This is a genomic window from Marinococcus sp. LNHM3E3-2.2 (genome assembly GCF_056034385.1).
In genome coordinates, this window is the sequence record NZ_JBQLIC010000005.1 from 89,724 (window position 1) to 110,611 (window position 20,888).

The following is a 20,888-nucleotide window of genomic DNA, read 5'->3' on the forward strand; positions in this document are numbered from 1 at the left end:
CTGCCCCGTAAAAGGCAGAGTTTCTTTTTATCGCTGCTGCTTTTGTTTTTTCTTTGGATTCTTTTCTTCCGAATTGAAGCTGATCAATGCTGGTATTAACAACGGCAGTACAATCAGTCCAAAAAGCAGAAGTCCGGTAATGACGACCGTAGCTACTTCCAAAAGCGTAAGCACTCCCGACGGAAGCATTGCTGCAAACGTTCCTGACAAAATGATCGCTGCTGTAATAATTACCGTCCCCATTTTAATCATCGCTGTCTGCATGCCTGTACGCACGCCGGCTTTTGCTTCTTCATTATACCTGCTTAACAGGAAGATGGAATAATCCACCCCGAGTGCTACAAGCATAACAAACCCGAAGAATGGTACCGGCCAGGCGATACCCGGATATCCAAGCCCGTTTACAAAAATCAATTCTGTCACAGCCATTGCTGTAAAATACGCGAGTACAAGCCCGCCGATAATGTACAGCGGCTGGATAATATTACGGAGCAGAATAATCAGTATCGCAAAAATGCCGATAAGAACGATTAATACGGTCCGGTCAAAATCACTGGAGCTGACCGACTGCAGATCGCTGTTCACGCTCGGTACGCCTCCGTATTCGATCGTCGTGTCCTCAAGCGGCGTGCCCTGCGTGTTCATTTCTACAACCTCTTTAACTTCTTCTGCACTTTGGATTGCTTTTTTGGAATAAGGATCTGCGTTCAATCCAACTTCAATGGTCATGCCATTTTCATTGTCGAATACATAATTGGATGCGCCGTCCTGGAAATCTTCATTCTCAATGGTATCCTCAGGAAGGTAGACGCCGGTGCCTTCAACATAGTTTGCTTCAGACACGTCTCCGGTAAAGGTTTCCGCGCTTTCGAGGCCGTCACTGATTTCAGTCAGCCCATCGCGGGAATCGGCCACTCCGTTTTCAAGTTCTCCGAGCGTTTCAGAGAGCTGTGCCAGCTCTTCTGTCTGCTGATCAAGCTCCTGCTGCCCTTCTTCGAGACCGCTTTGAATTTCTGTAATCTGCTGACTGATACCGGTCAGCTGTTCCGAAGCTGCTGCTGCTTCCTGCGGGGAAGAAGCATTTTCCAGCTGAGAGCTTACCTGCTCGAGCGCCGTGTTAACCTCTCCGAGTCCGTCAGCGGCTTCCTGCAGAGAGGAGTTTTCCGTGTCACTGTTTCCAAGCTGATCCTGAATGGAGCCCAGACCATCTTCGACCTCCTGCAGTCCGCTTTCGGTTTCTTCAATCCCGTCACGAGCATCACTAATACCCGTGCTTACATCTTCGAGCTGATTGTTTATATAAAAATCGTCAATAACGTCTCCGGCAGGCCGCGTAGCGCTGCGTACCGCCTCTACTTCATCCAAATTGGCAACAGAGCGGCTCAAGTCCTCTACATGCGTCAGTGTACCCGGCTCCATCACCGATTCATCTGATTCAATGACAATCTGCATTGGAAGTGCCTGCCCGGAGCCGAGACCTTCCTCAATTAGGTTAAGACCGGTAACTTCTTCCGTGTCCTGGTCTATTTCATCAATCGTATCGTAAGACCGCGAGTTATCGAATGTTAATAATAGCGGTACTGTGACGACAGCGACCAGGAGAATGGCAAGCAGCGGACGGAATACCGAAACACGGCTCAGCCATTTCCATATTTTACTGTCAGCATGGCCGTTATGAAGCTTCGATGGCCAAAACAAAGCCCTTTTTAATGTCAGCATAAAGAACGGCAGAATCGTCCAAAGAATGCCCGTTAATACGACAATGCCGACCGCCACCCCGACGCCGGACTGAAAGACGGAGAAGTTGGCGAAGCCTATCGCCGTAAAGCCGACAAGCACGGCGAGGGCACTGTAAACCATCGTTTTACCGGCTGTTTTGTACGTCCGTATGATCGCTTTTTTGTAATCAAGGCCTGCAGCCAGCTCCTCACGGTATCTGCTCAAAAGAAGTATACAGTAATCTGTACCGATCCCAAACAGCACTGCGACAAGGAAAATCTGAGTATAGTTTGACACCGGAAAATTAAACCAATCTACTAAATAAGCGATAATCGACTGGCTGATCAGATACGTAAGGCCGACCGCCACAAGCGGCACGAAGGGAGTAATAACCGCACGGAAAACGACAAACAACAGTGCAAGAATTAACACTACGGTAATCACTTCCGTACGTTCCAGTCCTTCCTGGCTCGCTTCATTTACCTGCTGGTTTAAAAGCGATTCTCCAGTGACATACATTTCCAGGTCCGAAGCTTCGTTGAGGTCCCGAATCTCTTCAGCGGCATTAACCGCCTTATCATTGTCTCCTTCTATGGAGAACGGAATGACGACGACATTTTCGTCAGAGGCAACAAGCTGTTCCTCTGTTTCTTCACTCTCAAATGGATTTGTAATCCCGGAAATTCCTTCAATGTTTTCATCTTCGATGGAAGTAATCAGCGATTGAATATTTTCCTGTTCCTCTTCATCGACCTGATCTTCTGTTTGAATTACCGCACTGATGGTGTTACCGCCCTCACCGTTGTCATCGAGTATTTCCTGAGCCTGGGAGGACGTTTCTTCCTCCGGTATTTGCAGCGTCTCTTTGTCGGCTGCCAAATTGGATAGACTAGGAGAGACGACCGTAAGCACTACGGTAAAAATAAGTATTAATGAAGCTATCCACCAGCGAAACTGTAGTATTGTTTTCATCTTTGCTGTCCACCTTTTTGTAGTATGCTCCGTATTTTATGAAAAGTCTGGATAAACTGCTCCACTTCCTCTTCGTTTATATCCTGAAGCAGATCGGACACATATTCATTTACAAGACGCGTATGCCGCTCATGAGATTTTTTTCCTTCATCGGTAATTTCTACGTACTTCACCCGCTGGTCTTCACTGCTGGGTACAAATTTCACATAGCCGTTGTTTTCCATTTTTTTCAGACGGTTGGACAATGCGCTCTTTCCGACAAGCATTCTGTTTTGTATTTCTGTCGACGTCATCGCTCCGTATTTCATTAAAAAATCAAGCAGTTCCACCTGCTCCGGAGAAATTTGATTTAATAAATTATCAGGTATTTCATTAGTTATACGATTTCTGCCGAGAATCATTACCTCGGCAAACAGCTCCACCGCTTCTTCCATTTTTTGATCCTTCATTAGTACACCCCCTGAACTATATAGTAGTTTACCCCCTGAACTTTTATTCGTCAAGTATTAAAGGCTGGAAAGTTGAAAGGTCCTGGGAGAATTTCAATAATTCCTCCAGGACTCAGCTTCTACAATATTTTATTTGTTATCTTCTTCCTCTACCATACTCTCAGACTTATCTTCGCTTTCCGACTCCTGCTCTGGCCAACTTTCTGCTGGATTGCTCTCTTCATTCATTTCCGGTTTTTGTAACCTCTCCTCCGGTTCGGGATTTTTTTCGACTGGCTGAGAGGAGGGAGCGAACGGGGTGGTGGACTCTTTCTGCGTATCTGCCCCGGCATAGCTTTCAAGAAGTTCTTTAACATCAATGCCAGTAGCTTCTTTTAATGTATCCTGAAGCATAGCCATATTATTGGTGATGCTTCCAGCGAATCCTGTCACACCACTTTCACCCTTGCCTCCTCCCGTATCAATCACTTTTACGCTGTCAATATTATTTAAAGGAGCCGATACTTCTCTTGCGAAGGCTGGCAGCATATTAATAATCATTTCAAGCTTGGCTGCATCCCCGTATTTTGCCATTGCAACCGCCATTTGCTCTTTCGCATTTGCTTCAGCAAGGCCCCGGTTCCGGATGACTTCTGCTTCTGCTTCCCCGCGGCGTCTTTCTGATTCTGCATGAGATTCCGCTTCAGCGATCACGCGATACTTTTCCGCATCGGCCCGCTGGTTCGAAGCATAACGCTCAGCATCCGCTTTGCGTTCTACATCTGCTTCGTACTGATTTTCTTTACGCTTGATTTCAATTTCATCCAGCTCTGCCTGCCGCTTTAATTCAGTAGCGCGGATATCCATCTCCTGATCTTTTAACTGGCGGTCGGCTTTGCTTTTTTCCAATTCGTACGCCTGATCTGCCTTTGCTGTAGCAGCTTCATTTTCGCGTTTATACTCTGCTTCTTTAATCTGGTTATCTTTTTTGGCGGAAGCAATTTCAGTACGGCGCTGGAGTTCAGATTCTTCTGCTTCTTTATCCATTTGAGCCTGGTGAATACGCGTTTCTCTTTCTGAAGTGGATTCTGCAATGTCTGCATTTTTCTTCGCTTCAGCTATTCTTGGACGGCCCAGGGCCTCGAGATAACCATTGTCATCACGAATATCTTTTAATGCAAAGGACGTGATTTCAAATCCCATTCTGCTTAAATCTTTATCCGCCACCTCCTGCAGCTTACGGTTAAACGCTTCACGGTCCTGATAAATTTCTTCCACCGTTAACGATGAAAGAGCAGAACGGAGGTGGCCTTCGAGCACCTCCACAATTTCTCCGTCTCTTTCCTCCCGGGTTTTACCAAGAAACTGCTCCGCGAAATTGGCAATCTGACTGAGCCCGCTTCCTATTCTAACCATAGCAACCGCGTCAGCCACGACTGGCACGCCCTGAGAGGTATAAACCGCTGGGGTCTTTACCATGAGCTGTGAAGTCGTCATATCTACGCGTTCTGCTACCTGAACAAGCGGTTTAATAAATACCCCGCCGCCGCGGACTACCTTCAGCCGTCTCCCATTCTCTTCGTCAGTAAAAACATTCTCTCCACCTCCGAGCTGTTTGCCGGTAATAATCATCGCTTCGTTTGATTTGGCTGCTTTATAGCTTCGTTTAAACCATATGTAACCAATAATTAAAGCAATAAAAATTACTGCGCCCAGCCCTATAAACAGGCCTCCTCCAATAAGTGCTTCCATGTTATTCCTCCTTAAATTATAATTTTGCACTCTAATATACCGAATAGTGTCACCAGCGCGTTTCAAATAACAGGAAATTCATATTTTTAGCTCACGAAAAAACGCCCGGAGCCGGACGTTTCAGTCGTTCATATGTTCAATACCTTTGGAAAGGACCTTTTCTACGTTCGTTAAATGAGCGCTCATTGCTTCTGCAGCTGCTTCTGGATCCTGCTCGTTTATCGCGGTATAAATCCGCTGGTGTTCGTCAAGGAGTCGCCGGAAGGAACGTTTTTCCGAAAAGAGCCATGCTTTTCTCGTTTCATACATCGTTTTCTGCATCGTGTCAGAGAGGCGGCCCATCATCTGTTTTAATAACGTATTTCCGGAAGCTTCGACGATCGCAAGGTGGAAACGGACATCTGCCTGTTCCCCGAGATCATCGGTCCCGCCTGCTGCCTGCATCATTTGCTCCAGAGCAGTACGCATCTGCACGAGATTCTCCTCCGACCGCCGGACTGCCGCAAGCTCGGAAGCTCCCTTTTCAAGCACATGCCGGACTTCGAACAGCTCCTTCATCTCCTGTTTCGAGATGAGAGTGCGGCTGTTCATCATTTCTGTGATAGTAGAAAAGTCATACTGATTCACAAATGTTCCTTCACCCTGTCTTATGGTTACAATTCCCACAGCACGCAGAGCGCTTAATGCTTCCCGGACGGCCGAACGGCTGACGTCAAATTTTTCCGAGAGAGCGACGACAGAGTCCAGCTTCTCTCCAGGTTTTACTTCGCCACGCTTGATCATGTCCTCGATTTTTTCCCGGATTACTTCGGCTATTTTTTTCGTTTCAATACGATCCATGGTCATCGCCGCTCTTCCTTCCGTTCACTATTTACCGCTATTGTACCACCCATAGAGTGCACATACTACGTTTTGCATCTATTATAGATAAGGTCATCACATGAGTGGACTTTGCTTAATTTTATATATTCATTACTATGTGAAAAAAGTTTTGTTTTTTCCACGTAGACGATTGTCATTTCGGAAGGAACAAGTTAGAATTTATGACAATGGTTTTCTCTAGTACTTTGCAGCAAAGGTGGAACGTTTTATGTTATCTTTCTTTATCGCTATTATCCTGTTAATTGCCGGCTACATCGTTTACGGATCCTTTGTGGAGAAAACGTTCGGCATCAATGACCGCAACAAAACGCCTGCTTACCGTAACGAGGGGCATATCGACTACTCTCCTCTCAGCTGGTGGCGCGGCAGCCTTATCCAGCTGTTGAATATTGCTGGTCTCGGGCCAATTTTCGGTGCACTGCTCGGTGCGCTGTACGGCCCCATCGTATTTTTCTGGATCGTACTCGGCACCATTTTCGCCGGTGCCGTACACGACTATTTTTCCGGAATGCTTTCTCTCCGTCATAACGGTGCACAGTTTCCGGGACTTGTAGGCAAATATCTCGGGCGTCCGATGCAGAGCTTCATCAATATCGTCAGCATTTGTTTGATGATCCTTGTAGCCGCCGCCTTTATCGCGGGACCGGCTGAATTGATTGCAAGCCTCACACCGCTAAGCTTTCTTACCGCCATTTTTGCTATTTTTGCATATTTTTTACTGGCTGCCCTGCTTCCGATTCAACGGGTCATTGGAAAGATTTATCCTCTTTTCGGCGCAGTGCTTATTTTTATGGCGGTCAGCATTGCCGGTGCGCTGGTATTTTCAGATGTAACGATTCCAAACGTTACGCTTGCCAATCTTCACCCCGATGAACTCCCGGTATGGCCGATGGTGATGGTAACAATTTCGTGCGGGGCTATTTCCGGTTTTCACAGCACCCAAAGCCCAATTATCGCCCGCACGCTGAAAAAAGAATCAGAAGGACGCAGGGTGTTTTACGGGGCCATGATTGCCGAAGGTATCATCACCCTTATATGGGCAGCAGCCGGCATGGCCTTCTTTGGAGGCACTGGCGGGCTTCAGGCAGCCATAGCGGCCGGAGGCCCTGCAGGCGCTGTCAACGAAATTTCTACGAGCCTTCTTGGTACAATGGGCGGGGTACTTGCTGTTCTTGGCGTCATTTTGCTTCCTATTACGACAGGCGACACTGCTCTTCGTTCTTCAAGAATGATGCTTGCAGAGCTAGTGGCAAACGCTGTTTCCCTAAAAGGAAAGCCGCTTTTAATTCTCACTGTTATTCCAGTTGTTATCCCAGCCCTGTTTTTATCTATGATCGATTACTCATTCTTGTGGAGATATGTAGGATGGACCAATCAGCTCGTCGCTACCGTGATGCTGTGGACCGGCTGCATGTACCTGCTTTACGCTGGCAAAAATCATTTCATTTGCGGCGTACCGGCGATGTTTATGACAGCCGTCGTCTGTTCCTACATTTTTTACGCGCCGGAAGGACTCGGTCTTCCGTACGGCCTTTCTATGACGATCGGGGCCGTACTGACAGTGTTCGTGCTTGCATGGTACATCTGGAAAGTGATCTCCGTTAAAAGGCAGACCGCATACGACCAGGTCGAAAAATCTATATAAATGCTTTTGGCTGCCTGCTATTGCGGGCAGCCTTTTTCACTGAAGGAGAGGCTGATGAAAACGCTGCACGTTCATGCTAAACTGAATACAGACGTGAAATTTTTATAAAGAAGGCGGCTTACCATGCACTACTGGAGAAAAATTAAGCGGCGACTGATCGGCGGCAGACTGATCAAGACCGGTATAGCCGTTCTGCTCACTGCCTATATATGCGGCATTTTCGATCTCCCGCAGGCTTTTGCCGTTATTACAGCCATTGTAACCCTTGAACCGACAGCTGCGGCTTCTATACGTAAAGGCGCCCAGCGGCTTCCTGCCACCGTCATTGGGGCAGCTCTGGCAATGATTACCGTTTATTTATTCGGGCCAACCCCGGTAACGTATATGATTGCTTCTGTGCTGACACTTTATTTCTGTAATATGCTGCGGCTTCGGGACGGGATGCTCGTCGCAACGATTACCGCAGTGGCAATGATCCCCACAGCGAGCGATCATTATTTTCTAACCTTTGTAGAACGTGTCGGCACAACGTTTATCGGCCTTGCGATTTCTACAGTAATTAATTTAACGATTCTGCCTCCAAAATTTTCTTCTTTGCTCGCAGAGCAGAATCGTAAAATGTTCGTGGAGACCGCTGAAATTTTTGAGATGCGGCTCGAGGAAGTAATGAACGGCCGGTCTCCTTCTGCACAGGTAATGGAAAAATACCATCAGCTGGAAAGTGACCTGGAGCGGGCAATCCAGCTTTCTTATTACCAGCAGGAAGAATGGAAATATCATAAGAAAAAGGATACAGAGGCAAGAAGATTCACACGGGAGCAGCGCCAGCTCCATTTTTTAGAGCGCATAAGCTATCATATTAATCGTTTATTTAATTTCGAAACAGATGACGGCACTTTTACGAAAGAAGAAGTCCAGCTGATTGGCGACATTATTCCGGCGATGTCACAAACGATTCATCACTTCGGGGAACGCATATCTGATGAACAGTTCCGGCTTATTGAACGTCTGGACCGGTGCTTTTGGAAAAAACGCCAGCACGCATCACGGCCGAACATAAAAAAATATCACCATCATTTTTCTACCGACGTTATTATTATCTTCGCCCTCCTATCTATTCATGATGTCCTCGAAGAGCTTGAAGAACTTCATTTTCCCGAACAGTCCGAGCAACAGCAAGCGCCCCGGCCTTCGTAAGGCACGGGGCGCTTCATTTATCATTGTTTCTTTTCAGGATTTACTGAAGGAGGATAAAAATTTCACTCTGTCCCCCATTGGAGGCGTCTGTTCATCAACAAGCTGGATTTCCAGCACAGCCGGGCAATTATCTGAACAGAGACTTTCGTAAAGCCCGGGAGTAATATCATCCATGGAACGGACCGTAGCGTATTTTACTCCCATCTGTTCGGCGATAGCTGCAACCGGCACCATTGATTGTTCAAAACGGTCGTGCATTCTTCCGTATTGAAGCCGGTGTCCGTGATACACCATCCCGAGCCTTGCATTATTCATAACGATAAAAAGAATAGGCAGCTGATATTCTTTAGCCGTCAGCACCTCCATGCCATGCATAAAAAAGCATCCATCTCCCGTAATACTTGTAACAGGACGATGTGGTTCGGCAAGCTTTGCTCCAAGCGCATTGGAAATTCCCGAACCCATGGCACCAAAATGAACGTTGATGTCATACGTATCCGGTTTTTTTACTTCCATATAGTGAATCACATAGCTCATAAACTCTCCAATATCTACTGTAAAAAGCGTATCCTCCGGCATATGGGACTGGAGCTGCTGAAGCACGTTCTGGGTTTCATATTTTTCGTTTACTGATTTTTTCTGAACGTCTGTCCGCTGACGCCCGGCTTTCCCTGCTTCCGGAAGGCGAAGACGCCTGTTAATTTCCCCAATCGTCGTGCGCACATCTCCGAGCAGGGAAATATCCACCTTATATTTGCGGTCAAATACCGTTGGATCGTGGTCGAGCTGGATCACAAAGCGCTCAGCAGCCAAAGCCGGATTCCAGTTGTTCGTAGCCGTTTCTCCGAGACTGGAGCCGATAACGAATATAATGGAATTATCGCTGTCTTCCATTACTTCCGTAGCTGTTTCGTGCCCGGCAAACCCGTAAACACCATATGCGTTCGGATGATTGGATGGTACAAGCCCTTTAGCCTGCGGCGTAGTAACGACCGGCCAGTCCAGGTAATCCACGAGATTCATAACATCAGGTAGGGCATCCTTTGCTCCCTGGCCAAGGAAAATGATTCCCTGACGGTTACTGGAAAGTACCCGGGTGGTTTCCGATACATTGCTTTCCACCGGAGACAGCCGGCGCTTCTCCGGGTATTCGAGCAGTTCAGTGCTCCCTTCGAGCATGGATAATTGAATATTGATCGGGATCGCTACGTGCACTGGCCCTGGTATGCCGGCGAATGCTTTACATACCGCTTCTTTAAACACTTCACGCACTTCGTGAATACTTTCCACCCGCCGGCTGTATTTGGTCACCGGAGTAAACATAGGGACAACATCGAGCTCCTGTGAAGCGTTCAAGCCAACAGTCGATGTCGGTACAGAACCGGTAATAAAAAGTACGGGAGTCTGCTCTCTCATTGCATTTGCTGCCCCGGAGAGAAGATTCGTCGCCCCGGGCCCGCTGCTTGCTATACACACCCCAAGCTTTTCCGAACGCTTCGCGTAGGCGGAAGCCATATATCCGGCCGCCCCTTCATGCTTTGTAATAACCGGCGTAATATCGTCATGCTCATACATTTTATCAAAAAGAGCGTTCACCGATCCCGCCGGAATACCAAATACATAGTCCAGTCCATCCTGCCGCAAATAATCAATTATCCACTGAGCTGCTTTCATTCTGTTTTATCCCCCCACTAATTTTTACTATTTATTACAAAATTCAGGAATTTCACTTGCCTGTATTGGTTTACTATACAGGAAACCTTGAACTAAATCACATTTATTTGCCTGCAAAAATTTCTGTTGTTCAAGCGTTTCCACCCCTTCGGCGATCACGTGAAGGTTCAGACTGTGAGCAAGAGCAATAATTGTAGTTGTAATAGGGGCGGAGCTGTTTTCTGTTTCAATATCATCAATGAATACTTTATCAATTTTTAGTGTATCAATCGGAAATTCTCTGAGATACTGCAGCGAACAGTAGCCCGTGCCAAAATCATCAATTGAAATACGGACACCAATGTTTTTCAGCCTTTTCATGGTTGTGACCGTCTCTTCAGTATTCAACAGCAGTGTGTTTTCCGTAATCTCAATTTCTAAAAATTCGGGTGCAAGTCCCGTTCTGGCGAGTACTTCTTTTACGTTATCCACCAGGCATTCCCTTTGAAACTGCTGCGCGGAAATGTTTACCGCTACACGCAGACTGCAAAGCCCCTGCTCCTGCCAGCTTTTCGCTTGAGAGCAGGCCTCTTCCAAAATCCATTCACCGATCGACGTGATTAAACCGGTATCTTCAGCCATAGGAATAAATTCTGAAGGAGATATTTTTCCGTGGAGCGGATGGTTCCAACGTACAAGTGCTTCCACTCCTGTAGCCAGGTTTTTACTCAAACTCACCTGCGGCTGGTAAAACAGTTCAAGTTCATTGTTTTCGAGCGCCCGGTATAAATCATTTTCAAGCCGGATTTTTTTCATGTCCGGCCCCATCTGCTCGGACGAAAACGCCCTGTACGTATTGCCGTTCATTTCTTTCGCTTTATGCATAGCCGAGTTGGCATTCTGGATCAAGTCATCTGCCAGGTGACCGTCCAGCGGGAAGAAGCTGATACCGATACTTGGTTTTACATACACTTCTTCCCCTTCAAGATAAAACGGGTTGCGGAATACGCGCAGAATCTGTTCTGCGGTCGTTGTAGCCTGCGCCATATTATCAAGCCGCGGAAGGATTAAAATAAATTCGTCTCCTCCCTGGCGGGCCACTGTCGCTGCACCGCTCACCATTTCCTGCAGGCGGTAAGCAACTTCCGTTAGTAATTCGTCTCCTCCGGCATGGCCGAAGCGGTCATTGATTTGTTTAAAACGGTCCAGGTCGAGAAATAATACGGCCATTTCCTGATCATGCTCTTTGGCTTCCCGGAGTGTCTGACTCAGACGGTCATGGACAAGCATCCGGTTCGGAAGGCCGGTCGTTCCATCATAGTATGCGTAGTATTCAATACGCTGCTCCATCTCTTTCCGGACTGTAACGTCTCTGACTGTTAATACATACCCCACTACTATACCTTCTTCAATCTGGCTCGAGAGAGTATATTCAAGCGTTACGAGTCCTTTTTCAGGATGGCTCATATACGCTTCCCCGCTCACTGGCTGCATGGAATCGGACGCCAGGTAAGAGGCAAAAATATCGGAAAGAGCGCCTTCCTCATTTTCTATATGCTCAAGAATTTCATCGTAGGACTGGATGCTGTGAAATAGCTGGGTGTCCGTTTCAAGCATATGTTCAGCTGCTTCATTGGAAAACATAACGGTGCCTTCCAGCGAAAAGCCGATAATACCTTCATCCACCGTATTCATGATCAGCTCTTTTTCCGTGTTAATTTTGCGCATCTCCAAAATCAGCCGCTGAAGCTCTTCGTTTTTGCTTTGTATTTCTTCGGTCCTGCGCGCAATGATGCTTTCCTGGCTTTCAAGATTGTATAAATGGATCAGTACAGGCGCAGTAGCATTAACGATGGATTCCACCCGGCGCTGCTGAGCTTTTGTATACCCGGCCGGCTGTTCGCCGAGATGGGCGACTACAATTACGCCGAGAACACGGCCGACAGAAATCATCGGCACCATGAAAATACTCTTAATATTAAACACATCACAAATTTCCTGAAATATTCTGTTTTCTCGTGCAACATCCTCAACAAACAACGGCTGCTTTGTTTGAACGACCTGCTGAAACAGCTTGTCGTTTGTCTGGTCCATCTGCATCCGCTCATGAATGCTTAACCACTCACTCTGTTCAAAATCGCTTTTGCGGCTGAGCTTTGAAGGCATGACTGTTTCTTTGGAAACAGGATCAATAATATGAAGACTCACATTATGATTGTTTAGTTCGTCGCCGATATGACTAAAGCAGACATCAATCGCCGAATCGGACGTCTGTGAATGGGCAAGCTGCTCCATCACCTCGATAAGGGTCTGCTTTTCATGCAGAAGCTCCTCAATGTTGTGCATCGCCTGGCTGTTTCGAATAGCAACAGCAGCCATGTGGACATAGGCTTCCACTGTTTCAATTTCAGATTCTGTTAAATTCATCGGTACCCCGTAGTCAAACAAATATACGAGTCCGAATAATTCGTCCCCGTGGGAAATTGGAACTGTAAGCACCGATCGGATCTGGAAGAAATCAATTGTTCTGGCATCGGGCCTGTCGTCTTTAGACGTATCAGCAATATAAATGGACTGCCGTGACTCGATCACCTCACGGGCCAGATGATCCACCTGTGGATCAACGACGTGCTGGTCTATAGTCATCCCACTCAGCACTTCCGGCTTGCTGACGTAGCCTCTGTAACGCTCCCTGTCTTCCGGGAGATAAATACCAACCGCATCGCATTGGATAATTTCTTCTGATATAGCTGTTACGACGTGTTCAAGAAGTGTTTTAATGTCTAAATTGGCATTGATCAGTCGTGTAATCCTAGCAAGACGCGTATAACGATTGTGTTGTCCGTTTGACATCGAATCGCCCCTGTCTGTCGATGATTCCTAAGCTCTTATCTATATTATGAACTAATATTTCAATAGCAGGAAAATTTTTTCTTTATTAAAGTCCTATTTTTTCTCTGCTATCCCCCTGTTATGTAGAGGACACCCTGTTTCCCGCAGGATACAGAAGCGCCTCATTAAATCTCTAGCGGACCTTAATAACTATTTTACCACGGGCACGCCCTTCTTCGCTCTCTCTATGTGCTGCCCGCAGACCTTTTTCTGAAAATTTATGCTTACTGTTAATTTCCACACGCAAAGCACCTTTATTATACAACGATGTTAAGCGCCGGAGCTTTGCGCCTTCTTCCTGCAGCCATACAAACCCGGCAGTAATACCGGCTTCTTCAGCTTTTTCCTGGGAAGGCGGGGCAGCAACCGAAGCAAATCTGCCCCCGGTGCGGAGCACGCGGAAGCTTTCCTCATGGACACTTTCTCCCACTGTATCTAATACCATATCGTAGTCCGAAAGTATGTCCACTACATTTTCTTCTTCATAATTGATCGCCACATCCGCACCCATCTGCTTTAAAAACTCCTGGTTTTTGCCGCTTGCTGTGGCTGCTACATAGGCTCCCATGTCTTTAGCCACCTGTATCGCAAAATGGCCGACACCGCCGGAACCGCCCTGAATAAGCACTTTACTGCCTTCTTTGATTTCTCCAAATTCGAGCAGACACTGCTGGGCGGTCATTCCGGCAAGCGGAATCCCGGCTGCCTCTTCATAGGACATAGGCTCAGGAATGGCTACTAATAGATCTTCATCCACTAATGTCTGTTCTGCATAAGTACCGCGTTCCGTTAATTTTGGCCGCGCAAACACTCTGTCGCCTGGTCCGAAGGCAGTGACATCTTTCCCTGCTGTGCGGACGACACCTGCTACGTCCCACCCTAAAATGATAGGAAATTCGAAAGGGATATCATCTTTCATGTATCCTTCCCGCAGCTTCCAGTCAATTGGGTTGATGGAGGTGGCATACACATCCACGAGCACCTGTCTGTCCCCGGGTGTTTGCGTTTCCATTTCTTTTTCCACAAGTTGATCAGCACTTCCGTATTGTTCAATGACAATTGCTTTCATTATGAGCCTCCTCTCCTACATTCCTCATACCTTTTACTCCTTTAAATGAAACACGTAATAAAATGACCGCTGCATCTAAGAGCGCAGCGGTCAGGGAACAGGATATGTGAATATTTATTAGTGGGACGATACCCGTCTGCGTACAAGTAAAAGTGCTCCCAGTCCGGCTACTGCTGTTCCCGCTAAAGCCCAGGCTGGCTGATTTGTAGCTGTTTCCGGCATTTCGCCGCCTTCTTCTGCAGATTCTTCAGTCATATTTTCATCAGAAGCTTCTGTGGAAGCAGCCTCTTCTTCAGTAGTCGTTTCTTCTGTAGTGCCTTCGTCGGAGGAAGAGGATTCTTCTTCAGTAGTAGAAGTCGTATCTTCTGACGAGTCAGCGGAGGAACTGTCATCTGCTGTTTCCGTTGTTTCATCGTTATTGGAGACTGCAGCGTCAAATTCACTTTCCATGCCTTCCGTCAAATTTTCACATGGCAAGTTATCGTTGTCTGCGTCTAAGTTATGTGGATCATCATTCGGCCCGTAATTATTTTCTTCCCAAAAGGCCAAAACTTCTTCCCCATCACTAAAATCCGAACAGTTTTCATCGTCTGCTGATACGGGTGCAGTGATGCCCAATGAAATTACTCCTGCGCTGAATAGACTCACCAACCATTTTTTCGACACACAAATTCCTCCTTGTTTAAGTACATATACCTATTCCCCTACTATTATCTTAGGCAATAATTTATAAAATAACAATGCTTTTTTTGTATTAAATGTAAATTAAATTTACATTTAATACAAAAATCCCCCTATATACTTTTTATACAGGAGGAATTTCTTTTTATTATTCAGTTATTCCGCGAGAACGTCCTTCACTGGCTCCAGTGCGGCGAGAAGCTCTTCATCAACCTCCGGAAACGCTCTGGTCCAGTGCAGAAAACCGTGGATCATACCTTCTGCCCGGCGCAGGCTTACCTGCCCGCCAGCCTGGTCAATAGCTTTGGCGAATGCCTCTCCTTCATCACGAAGCACATCGTTTTCGGCAGTAACGATATGAGTAGGCGGAAGCTCCCCAAGTCGTTCAAAAACGAGCGGAGCGAGGTATGGATCCTCTTCATCTTCTCCGTCAGCATACTGTTCCATAAACCATTCCAGATCCCGGAGCGGCAGACCATATCCTCCGGCAAACATATCCACCGAAGGGAAATCATGCTCCCCGCTGACGCTTGGGTAAAAAAGAAGCAGTGAAGCCACCTTCGGGCCGTTTTCTTCCAGCGCGCGTATAGCAGTCACAGCTGCCAGGTTGCCACCCGCGCTGTCGCCGGCCAGAGCTGTCCTTTCCGCGTCCAGCTGGTGCGGCTCCGCATTTTCCATCAGCCATAGCAGCGCATTGTATGCATCCTCCGGCGCTGCCGGAAAAGGATGCTCGGGCGCAAGCCGGTAATCCACGCTCACGACTGCACAATCCGACTCTTTGGCGATGGCACGGCAGATGTGGTCGTGTGTCCCAATATTCCCAATCACAAATCCGCCGCCGTGATAGTAAACAATGGTCGGGTAGCGGTCCATCTCGGTATCAGGGTAATAAATCCGGAGCGGTATTTCCCCGTATTCTCCGGTAGTCATTATATCCCGGATACCTCCGGCTTCATCGACGTTAACGTGGGACGTAATAACGTCGATGCTGTCATTGAACTGGCCCCGGGCTTCTACCGGCGTCAGCTCGTGCATCTGCATCATGCTTTCCTGTTCTTCTAAAATTGCCTGCAGTTCTTCGTGCACAGCCATATTATCTGCCCCGCTTACTCGTCTGCTGCATGGATGGCGTGCTTTTCATTCAGTTCGTTGTAATCGAGCTGAAGCAGCTGCAGCCAATCCTGCACGTATTTTTTGGCATTATCCCGTTCGAACTGCTCCCATTCATTTTCGAGCCCGAATTCTTCCACCTGTTTTTCGAAAGATAAAAAACGGTCCTCTTGTTCCAGTGCTTTTTTCAGGGATTCCTCTTTATCATCCGGCTGCTTCGAGGCAAAGTCCTGCATCAGCCGTGTACTTTCTGCTTTCGTAATCGTCGGGATAGCTACAAGATTCGCGCTTTCCTCCGAACTCCAGGAAAGCGGCGTATCCTCTGATACTGTTTCGACAAATACCAGTCCGAGCTTTTTATCCAAAACGAACATAAACTCATCAAACTGCTGCAGGTATGCTTCTACTAAATCATCCATCAATGCCATATTATTCGTGCCCCTTTTTCTTGATTTCAATTCTTTCCGTTAATTTCGCTTTTACCTCCGGCCATTCCTCTTTTATAATGCTGTAAACAGCCGCATTGCGCACACGCCCATCCGGGAGCTTGCGCTCATTACGCAGAATGCCTTCTTCAAAAGCTCCCAGCTTCTGAATTGCTTTCCTGGCAGCTTTGTTCTGTTCATCTGTTTTAAACTGTACACGAACAACCCCCAGGGTTTCAAACGCATATGTGAGAAGTAAATATTTGCACTCCGTATTTACGCCGGTGGAACGGACCCTTTCACTGTAATACGTAGATCCAATCTCTGCTGTTTTCCGCTGTGGAGAAATATCGTAAAGCCTGGTCGATCCCACAATGGCGCCGTCTTTTTTCCGCTTCACAACAAACGGCACCGTATCTCCCTGCTGATACAGCTTCAAAGCTTCCTCGACGATCATTTTCATATCGTGTTTATTATGCATCTTTCTCGTCATGTATGTCCAATTGGAAGGCTCTGAGGCGATTTCAAACAATGAGTCTGCGTGTTTTTCCTCCAGCAATTCCAAATCAAACTGCTCTCCTGTTAACCTCAATGTATTAGCTCCATTTCCTTTAATCGGATGTATTTATCATATCACTCCAGGCCTTAAGCCAAAAGTAAAAAGCAGCATCTCCCGGGATGCTGCTTACTGTGTTACTGCCCGGACAGCACTCTGCTTTTCAAAGCCCCGGTTCCGGAATGCTTTTTTCTCTTTCGGGGTAAAAGCATTGTATTCTTTAAGGAAAGCTTCATATTGCTTTAAAATTTCGGAGGCTTCTCCTTCAGCTTTCACTTCTCCAAATTCAAGCCACAGTATTTTGTTGCAGAATTCTTTCATCTGCGTCAGCGAATGGCTGACAAAAAACATCGTTTTCCCCCGCTGCTTAAATTCGTGCATTTTATCCAGGCATTTTTGCGCAAAGGCTTTATCCCCTACAGATAAAGCTTCATCTACAATAAAAATATCCGGATTTACAGTGATCGATATGGCAAAGCCAAGCCTTGACTTCATACCGCTCGAATACGACTTTACCGGCTGGTCAATGAACTGCTCAAGCTCGGAAAACTCGATAATATCCGGCTCCATTTCCCGGATTTTCCGTTTGGAAAACCCGAGCATCAAGCATTTCAGCTCGATATTTTCCCGTCCGGAGAGCTTTCCGTTCAGCCCCGTGGAAACAGAGATCATCGCAGCTTCCCCATTCGTCTTTACCGAGCCCTTCGTTGGCGGAATGGTGCCGGAAATAATATTGGAAAGAGTTGATTTCCCGGAACCATTGACTCCTACGAGTCCAATGATATCCCCTTTGTCTGCTTTAAACGAAACATTGTGCAGAGCGTAAAACTCTTCCCCGTAGCTTTTTGGCAGAAGCAGATCCTTCAGCCGTTCAGCATGCGTATCATACAGCTTATATTTTTTTGAAACATTTTTGACTACGACGGATTTTTTCATTTGTTCTCCCCCGTCTCTATCCTCATTGTGTGATTTATAAAACTATCCGCACTGCCGGTTTACAGAAAATCCACAAAGTGCCGGCGGAAGCGCACGTGCAATACAGCTCCAATACTGAAAAGCACAAAAACCAACGCCCAGAAATAAAGGGTGTAGCTGGCATTTGTAATGAAGTACCATTCCCCGTAAAAAAAGCTTGCCCGGTACCCTTCCACCAGGTAGTACATCGGGTTGATTTTCATTACAGGAATCAGCCAGTCAGGCAGCCGGTTGTCCATCGGCCACAGTATCGGAGTTAAATACAAAAACACCCGGATGGAAGATTGAATAAATACTTGAAAATCCCGGACAATTACCGTAAGCGTAGAGGTGATCATGACCACGCTGAGCACAAGCAGAATAGCTGCCAGCAGAAAATACGGAATTTGAAGATAATACACGCTGATCGGATGTCCGGCAAACTGCATGTAAACAATCGTAATCGCAAGCAGCGCCAAATGTGGAAAGAGTCTTGAGATCACCACGTAGGCTGGAATAATGCTCGTCGGAAAATTCATTTTGGAAATCATTTTTATCTTTGAAAAAATAGCTTTTGACCCGTTGGTTACCCCGGGCTGGATAAAAAACCACAGGATAATGCCCGCAAGCATCCAGGTCAGAAAAGAAATGCCATCTACGTCGCTCCGCTGGCGGATCCCATAGCCAAAAGCAAACCAATAAATGGCAATAAACAGAAGCGGACTGATGATTTCCCAGAAGGAGCCAAGGTAATTGCTTTTGTTTTTAATTTTTGTTTCATATACCGCCAGCCGGTTGATCAGCGGAATGCTCGTCCATAATTCTTTCGCTACGGTTCGTACTGCATTCATATTGTTTCCCTCTTTTATCCTCTGCCCAACTAATTAATTTGCGTTGAACACTTTTTCCACCACGCGCTTGGCCGCATAGCCGTCTTCCCACTGATTGAACTGTTCTTCGAAATCGGCAACCTCTTTATGGTAACGTTCCCGAATCGTGTCGCTGTTTTTCACTTCTTCGATAATTTCTTCAGTGTTCATCACAAGCGGCCCCGGAGCTTCCTGTTCAAAGTCAAAATAGAACCCGCGCAGCTTATCCCGGTAGCTGTCGATGTCATACGTATAAAATATCATCGGGCGCTTTAAAATGCCATAATCAAACATCACAGAAGAATAATCTGTAATCAGCACATCGCTGACCACGTAAAGGTCCCGGATGTCCTCATACGCGGAAGCATCAATCGCAAAATCCTCGTACCCGGTAACATCCAGATGATCAGACACCAGGTAGTGCAGACGCAGAAGCAGTACGTATTCATCTCCGAGTTGCCTGCGCATTTCCTCCAGATCCATCGAAAGGGTAAATTTGTATTTCCCAATAAAATAGTATTCATTGTCCCGCCACGTTGGAGCATACAGGATAACCTTTTTGCCTTCCGGAATACCAAGATTTTCTTTGACCTGCTCGACGTCTGAATGTGAATAATGATGAAGGTAGTCGTTTCTGGGATAACCAGTTTCAAGCAGATTATGTCTGAATTCAAACGCCCTCCGGAAAATCTGGGCGGAATAAGGATTCGGGGCTACAAGATAGTCCCAGCGCCCGGCTTCATACAGGAAATTCCTTTTGTATTTTTCCGTCGTCGTGCCCGGCATCGTCACTTCATTCATATCTTTGGCGAGTTTTTTGAGCGGCGTGCCGTGCCACGTTTGAATATACACTGTTTTGTCCGGCTTCGGAATCCATTTTGGCAGCCGGCTGTTAAATACCCAGTACCTGGCGCGCATTAAAACAATAAACCAGCGGAAAGAGAAGCGTTTGATTGTCTTCAGGCCCCGTTCATCAAAAAGCTCCTTATACCGGTGGTCAATGCTCCAGTAAAACCTCAGCTTGGGGTAATCCTGCTGCATTTGTTCATAAATCGCACGCGGGTTACAGCTGTACTGTTTGCCGAAAAAGCTTTCAAAAACAATAATGTTTTCATTTTTTGGAAGCTTCCCGAGCACTGATAGGACCGCTTTGTAGAAGTTTTTGCCGTTACGCAGCCTTTTAATTTTTTTCCATCGTTTCGTTACCCGTTTTTTCACATTTTTCCATGAGCGTTTAAATTTCTTTTTGTATTTTTTCGTCCATTTCTTTTTTGCCATTATCGTCCCTCAATTTTTTAAAAGTTCGTATTTTGGATGCTTTGCAGCGCATCTTGTTCCATTCTATCAAAAAAGAGCTTAACAAAAACGACAAACTTACAAAACAGGTTTAAGTTTTTGTAAATCATTGTTAATTTTGATGGCAACAAAAAAAGGGAGAGAACATCTCTCCCTCCCCGGCTGCTCAGGTTCTCCGCTTAGGCAGGCGAAGCCTCTTTGAGTGAAGATTAATAATTTACGAGCAGTAATTCTTTTTTGATTTTCGTCGTCGAGATGTCAGCAGTGCGCGGCAGATAAACTACTTCACAGTACGGGCGGAGGAAATCGAATTTTCCGTGCCAGTCATCACCCATCACAAAGGTCGTAATATCGTGATCGAGTACGTCGTCGATTTTCTGCTCCCAGTTTTCTTCCGGGATGACTTCATCTACATAGCGAACCGCTTCCAAAATCAGCTTACGCTGCTCATACGTGTAATATGCTTTTTTGGATTTCAAGTCATTGAATTCGTCTGTCGATATTGCTACCACCAAATAATCTCCAAGCTCTTTAGCTCTGCGAAGAAGATTAATGTGCCCCCAATGCAGCAAGTCGAACGTGCCGTAAGTCAATACTTTTTTCATAGTAATGCCCCCCTATATTCCGTTAATTTTACTCTGTATTTTATTCTTCTACACAAATAATTTTCTCAACAAATTCTTCATTAAAAATTTACATTTATCAACTTGACGCGTTAATTGTAACACATATACCCTGTCAAATATGTCGTCTAATCGTGGGAAGTGGGATGAACTTTCTATAAAACT

Annotated in this window: 17 protein-coding genes; 2 read left to right on the forward strand and 15 right to left on the reverse strand. The window is 46.4% G+C overall.

Annotation, left to right across the window (positions count from 1 at the left end):
- Positions 1 to 27: 27 nt before the first annotated feature.
- The 4 genes from ACTRXF_RS08795 to ACTRXF_RS08810 form a co-directional block, all read right to left on the reverse strand.
- Positions 28 to 2,691: an MMPL family transporter gene (locus tag ACTRXF_RS08795; protein WP_474278717.1), complete on the reverse strand. Its 2,664-nt coding sequence runs from the start codon at positions 2,689 to 2,691 to the stop codon at positions 28 to 30.
- Complete coding sequence (locus ACTRXF_RS08800) at positions 2,688 to 3,140, reverse strand: MarR family winged helix-turn-helix transcriptional regulator (RefSeq protein WP_474263693.1); 453 nt, start codon at positions 3,138 to 3,140, stop codon at positions 2,688 to 2,690. Before ACTRXF_RS08800 ends, ACTRXF_RS08795 begins: the two co-directional genes overlap by 4 nt.
- Positions 3,141 to 3,269: 129 nt before the next feature.
- Positions 3,270 to 4,871: a flotillin family protein gene (locus ACTRXF_RS08805; RefSeq protein ID WP_474278719.1), complete on the reverse strand. Its 1,602-nt coding sequence runs from the start codon at positions 4,869 to 4,871 to the stop codon at positions 3,270 to 3,272.
- A gap of 120 nt (positions 4,872 to 4,991) precedes the next feature.
- A complete protein-coding gene (locus tag ACTRXF_RS08810) occupies positions 4,992 to 5,717 on the reverse strand; it encodes a FadR/GntR family transcriptional regulator (protein ID WP_474278721.1) in 726 nt (241 codons plus the stop codon).
- 244 nt (positions 5,718 to 5,961) lie between these two features.
- On the opposite strand from ACTRXF_RS08810, the gene ACTRXF_RS08815 reads away from it, so the two are divergent.
- Both ACTRXF_RS08815 and ACTRXF_RS08820 read left to right on the forward strand, forming a co-directional pair.
- Positions 5,962 to 7,398, forward strand: coding sequence for a carbon starvation CstA family protein (locus ACTRXF_RS08815; protein WP_474278723.1), 1,437 nt, complete (start codon positions 5,962 to 5,964; stop codon positions 7,396 to 7,398).
- A gap of 123 nt (positions 7,399 to 7,521) precedes the next feature.
- Positions 7,522 to 8,595 carry an FUSC family protein gene (locus ACTRXF_RS08820; protein WP_474263699.1) on the forward strand — a complete coding sequence of 358 codons (1,074 nt, stop codon included), beginning with the start codon at positions 7,522 to 7,524 and terminating at the stop codon, positions 8,593 to 8,595.
- A 33-nt stretch (positions 8,596 to 8,628) separates the two neighbouring features.
- Here the strand turns inward: ACTRXF_RS08820 and ACTRXF_RS08825 are convergent, their stop codons facing one another.
- The 11 genes from ACTRXF_RS08825 to tagD all read right to left on the reverse strand — a co-directional run bounded on the left by ACTRXF_RS08825 (position 8,629) and on the right by tagD (position 20,705).
- Positions 8,629 to 10,269: a thiamine pyrophosphate-binding protein gene (locus ACTRXF_RS08825; RefSeq protein ID WP_474278725.1), complete on the reverse strand. Its 1,641-nt coding sequence runs from the start codon at positions 10,267 to 10,269 to the stop codon at positions 8,629 to 8,631.
- A 27-nt stretch (positions 10,270 to 10,296) separates the two neighbouring features.
- Complete coding sequence (locus ACTRXF_RS08830) at positions 10,297 to 13,101, reverse strand: bifunctional diguanylate cyclase/phosphodiesterase (RefSeq protein ID WP_474278727.1); 2,805 nt, start codon at positions 13,099 to 13,101, stop codon at positions 10,297 to 10,299.
- 172 nt (positions 13,102 to 13,273) lie between these two features.
- On the reverse strand, positions 13,274 to 14,209 hold the full coding sequence (locus ACTRXF_RS08835) for an NADP-dependent oxidoreductase (protein WP_474278729.1): 936 nt from the start codon (positions 14,207 to 14,209) through the stop codon (positions 13,274 to 13,276).
- Positions 14,210 to 14,326: 117 nt separating this feature from the next.
- Entirely contained in the window at positions 14,327 to 14,875 is a 549-nt protein-coding gene (locus ACTRXF_RS08840) for an LPXTG cell wall anchor domain-containing protein (protein WP_474263707.1), read from the reverse strand.
- 171 nt (positions 14,876 to 15,046) lie between these two features.
- Positions 15,047 to 15,982, reverse strand: a complete 936-nt coding sequence (locus tag ACTRXF_RS08845) for an alpha/beta hydrolase (RefSeq protein WP_474263709.1) — start codon at positions 15,980 to 15,982, stop codon at positions 15,047 to 15,049.
- A gap of 14 nt (positions 15,983 to 15,996) precedes the next feature.
- Positions 15,997 to 16,428, reverse strand: a complete 432-nt coding sequence (locus ACTRXF_RS08850; protein ID WP_022793658.1) for a UPF0158 family protein — start codon at positions 16,426 to 16,428, stop codon at positions 15,997 to 15,999.
- Between the two features lies 1 nt (position 16,429).
- Positions 16,430 to 17,017 (reverse strand): GNAT family N-acetyltransferase, encoded by a 588-nt coding sequence (locus tag ACTRXF_RS08855; RefSeq protein WP_474263711.1) that lies wholly within the window; start codon positions 17,015 to 17,017, stop codon positions 16,430 to 16,432.
- A 93-nt stretch (positions 17,018 to 17,110) separates the two neighbouring features.
- On the reverse strand, positions 17,111 to 17,917 hold the full coding sequence (gene tagH, locus ACTRXF_RS08860) for a teichoic acids export ABC transporter ATP-binding subunit TagH (RefSeq protein WP_322526046.1): 807 nt from the start codon (positions 17,915 to 17,917) through the stop codon (positions 17,111 to 17,113).
- 59 nt (positions 17,918 to 17,976) lie between these two features.
- Complete coding sequence (locus tag ACTRXF_RS08865) at positions 17,977 to 18,786, reverse strand: ABC transporter permease (protein WP_462864959.1); 810 nt, start codon at positions 18,784 to 18,786, stop codon at positions 17,977 to 17,979.
- 33 nt (positions 18,787 to 18,819) lie between these two features.
- Positions 18,820 to 20,082, reverse strand: a complete 1,263-nt coding sequence (locus ACTRXF_RS08870) for a CDP-glycerol glycerophosphotransferase family protein (RefSeq protein ID WP_474278731.1) — start codon at positions 20,080 to 20,082, stop codon at positions 18,820 to 18,822.
- A 227-nt stretch (positions 20,083 to 20,309) separates the two neighbouring features.
- Positions 20,310 to 20,705: a glycerol-3-phosphate cytidylyltransferase gene (tagD, locus tag ACTRXF_RS08875; protein ID WP_022793663.1), complete on the reverse strand. Its 396-nt coding sequence runs from the start codon at positions 20,703 to 20,705 to the stop codon at positions 20,310 to 20,312.
- Positions 20,706 to 20,888: the final 183 nt, after the last annotated feature.

Excerpts from the sequence above, each read along its gene's own strand:
- ACTRXF_RS08795 (WP_474278717.1), bottom strand. The coding sequence starts at position 2,691 with ATGAAAACAATACTACAGTTTCGCTGGTGGATAGCTTCATTAATACTT.
- ACTRXF_RS08800 (WP_474263693.1), bottom strand. The coding sequence starts at position 3,140 with ATGAAGGATCAAAAAATGGAAGAAGCGGTGGAGCTGTTTGCCGAGGTA.
- ACTRXF_RS08805 (WP_474278719.1), bottom strand. The coding sequence starts at position 4,871 with ATGGAAGCACTTATTGGAGGAGGCCTGTTTATAGGGCTGGGCGCAGTA.
- ACTRXF_RS08810 (WP_474278721.1), bottom strand. The coding sequence starts at position 5,717 with ATGACCATGGATCGTATTGAAACGAAAAAAATAGCCGAAGTAATCCGG.
- ACTRXF_RS08815 (WP_474278723.1), top strand. The coding sequence starts at position 5,962 with ATGTTATCTTTCTTTATCGCTATTATCCTGTTAATTGCCGGCTACATC.
- ACTRXF_RS08820 (WP_474263699.1), top strand. The coding sequence starts at position 7,522 with ATGCACTACTGGAGAAAAATTAAGCGGCGACTGATCGGCGGCAGACTG.
- ACTRXF_RS08825 (WP_474278725.1), bottom strand. The coding sequence starts at position 10,269 with ATGAAAGCAGCTCAGTGGATAATTGATTATTTGCGGCAGGATGGACTG.
- ACTRXF_RS08830 (WP_474278727.1), bottom strand. The coding sequence starts at position 13,101 with ATGTCAAACGGACAACACAATCGTTATACGCGTCTTGCTAGGATTACA.
- ACTRXF_RS08835 (WP_474278729.1), bottom strand. The coding sequence starts at position 14,209 with ATGAAAGCAATTGTCATTGAACAATACGGAAGTGCTGATCAACTTGTG.
- ACTRXF_RS08845 (WP_474263709.1), bottom strand. The coding sequence starts at position 15,982 with ATGGCTGTGCACGAAGAACTGCAGGCAATTTTAGAAGAACAGGAAAGC.
- ACTRXF_RS08850 (WP_022793658.1), bottom strand. The coding sequence starts at position 16,428 with ATGGCATTGATGGATGATTTAGTAGAAGCATACCTGCAGCAGTTTGAT.
- tagH (WP_322526046.1), bottom strand. The coding sequence starts at position 17,917 with ATGAAAAAATCCGTCGTAGTCAAAAATGTTTCAAAAAAATATAAGCTG.
- ACTRXF_RS08865 (WP_462864959.1), bottom strand. The coding sequence starts at position 18,786 with ATGAATGCAGTACGAACCGTAGCGAAAGAATTATGGACGAGCATTCCG.
- ACTRXF_RS08870 (WP_474278731.1), bottom strand. The coding sequence starts at position 20,082 with ATGGCAAAAAAGAAATGGACGAAAAAATACAAAAAGAAATTTAAACGC.
- tagD (WP_022793663.1), bottom strand. The coding sequence starts at position 20,705 with ATGAAAAAAGTATTGACTTACGGCACGTTCGACTTGCTGCATTGGGGG.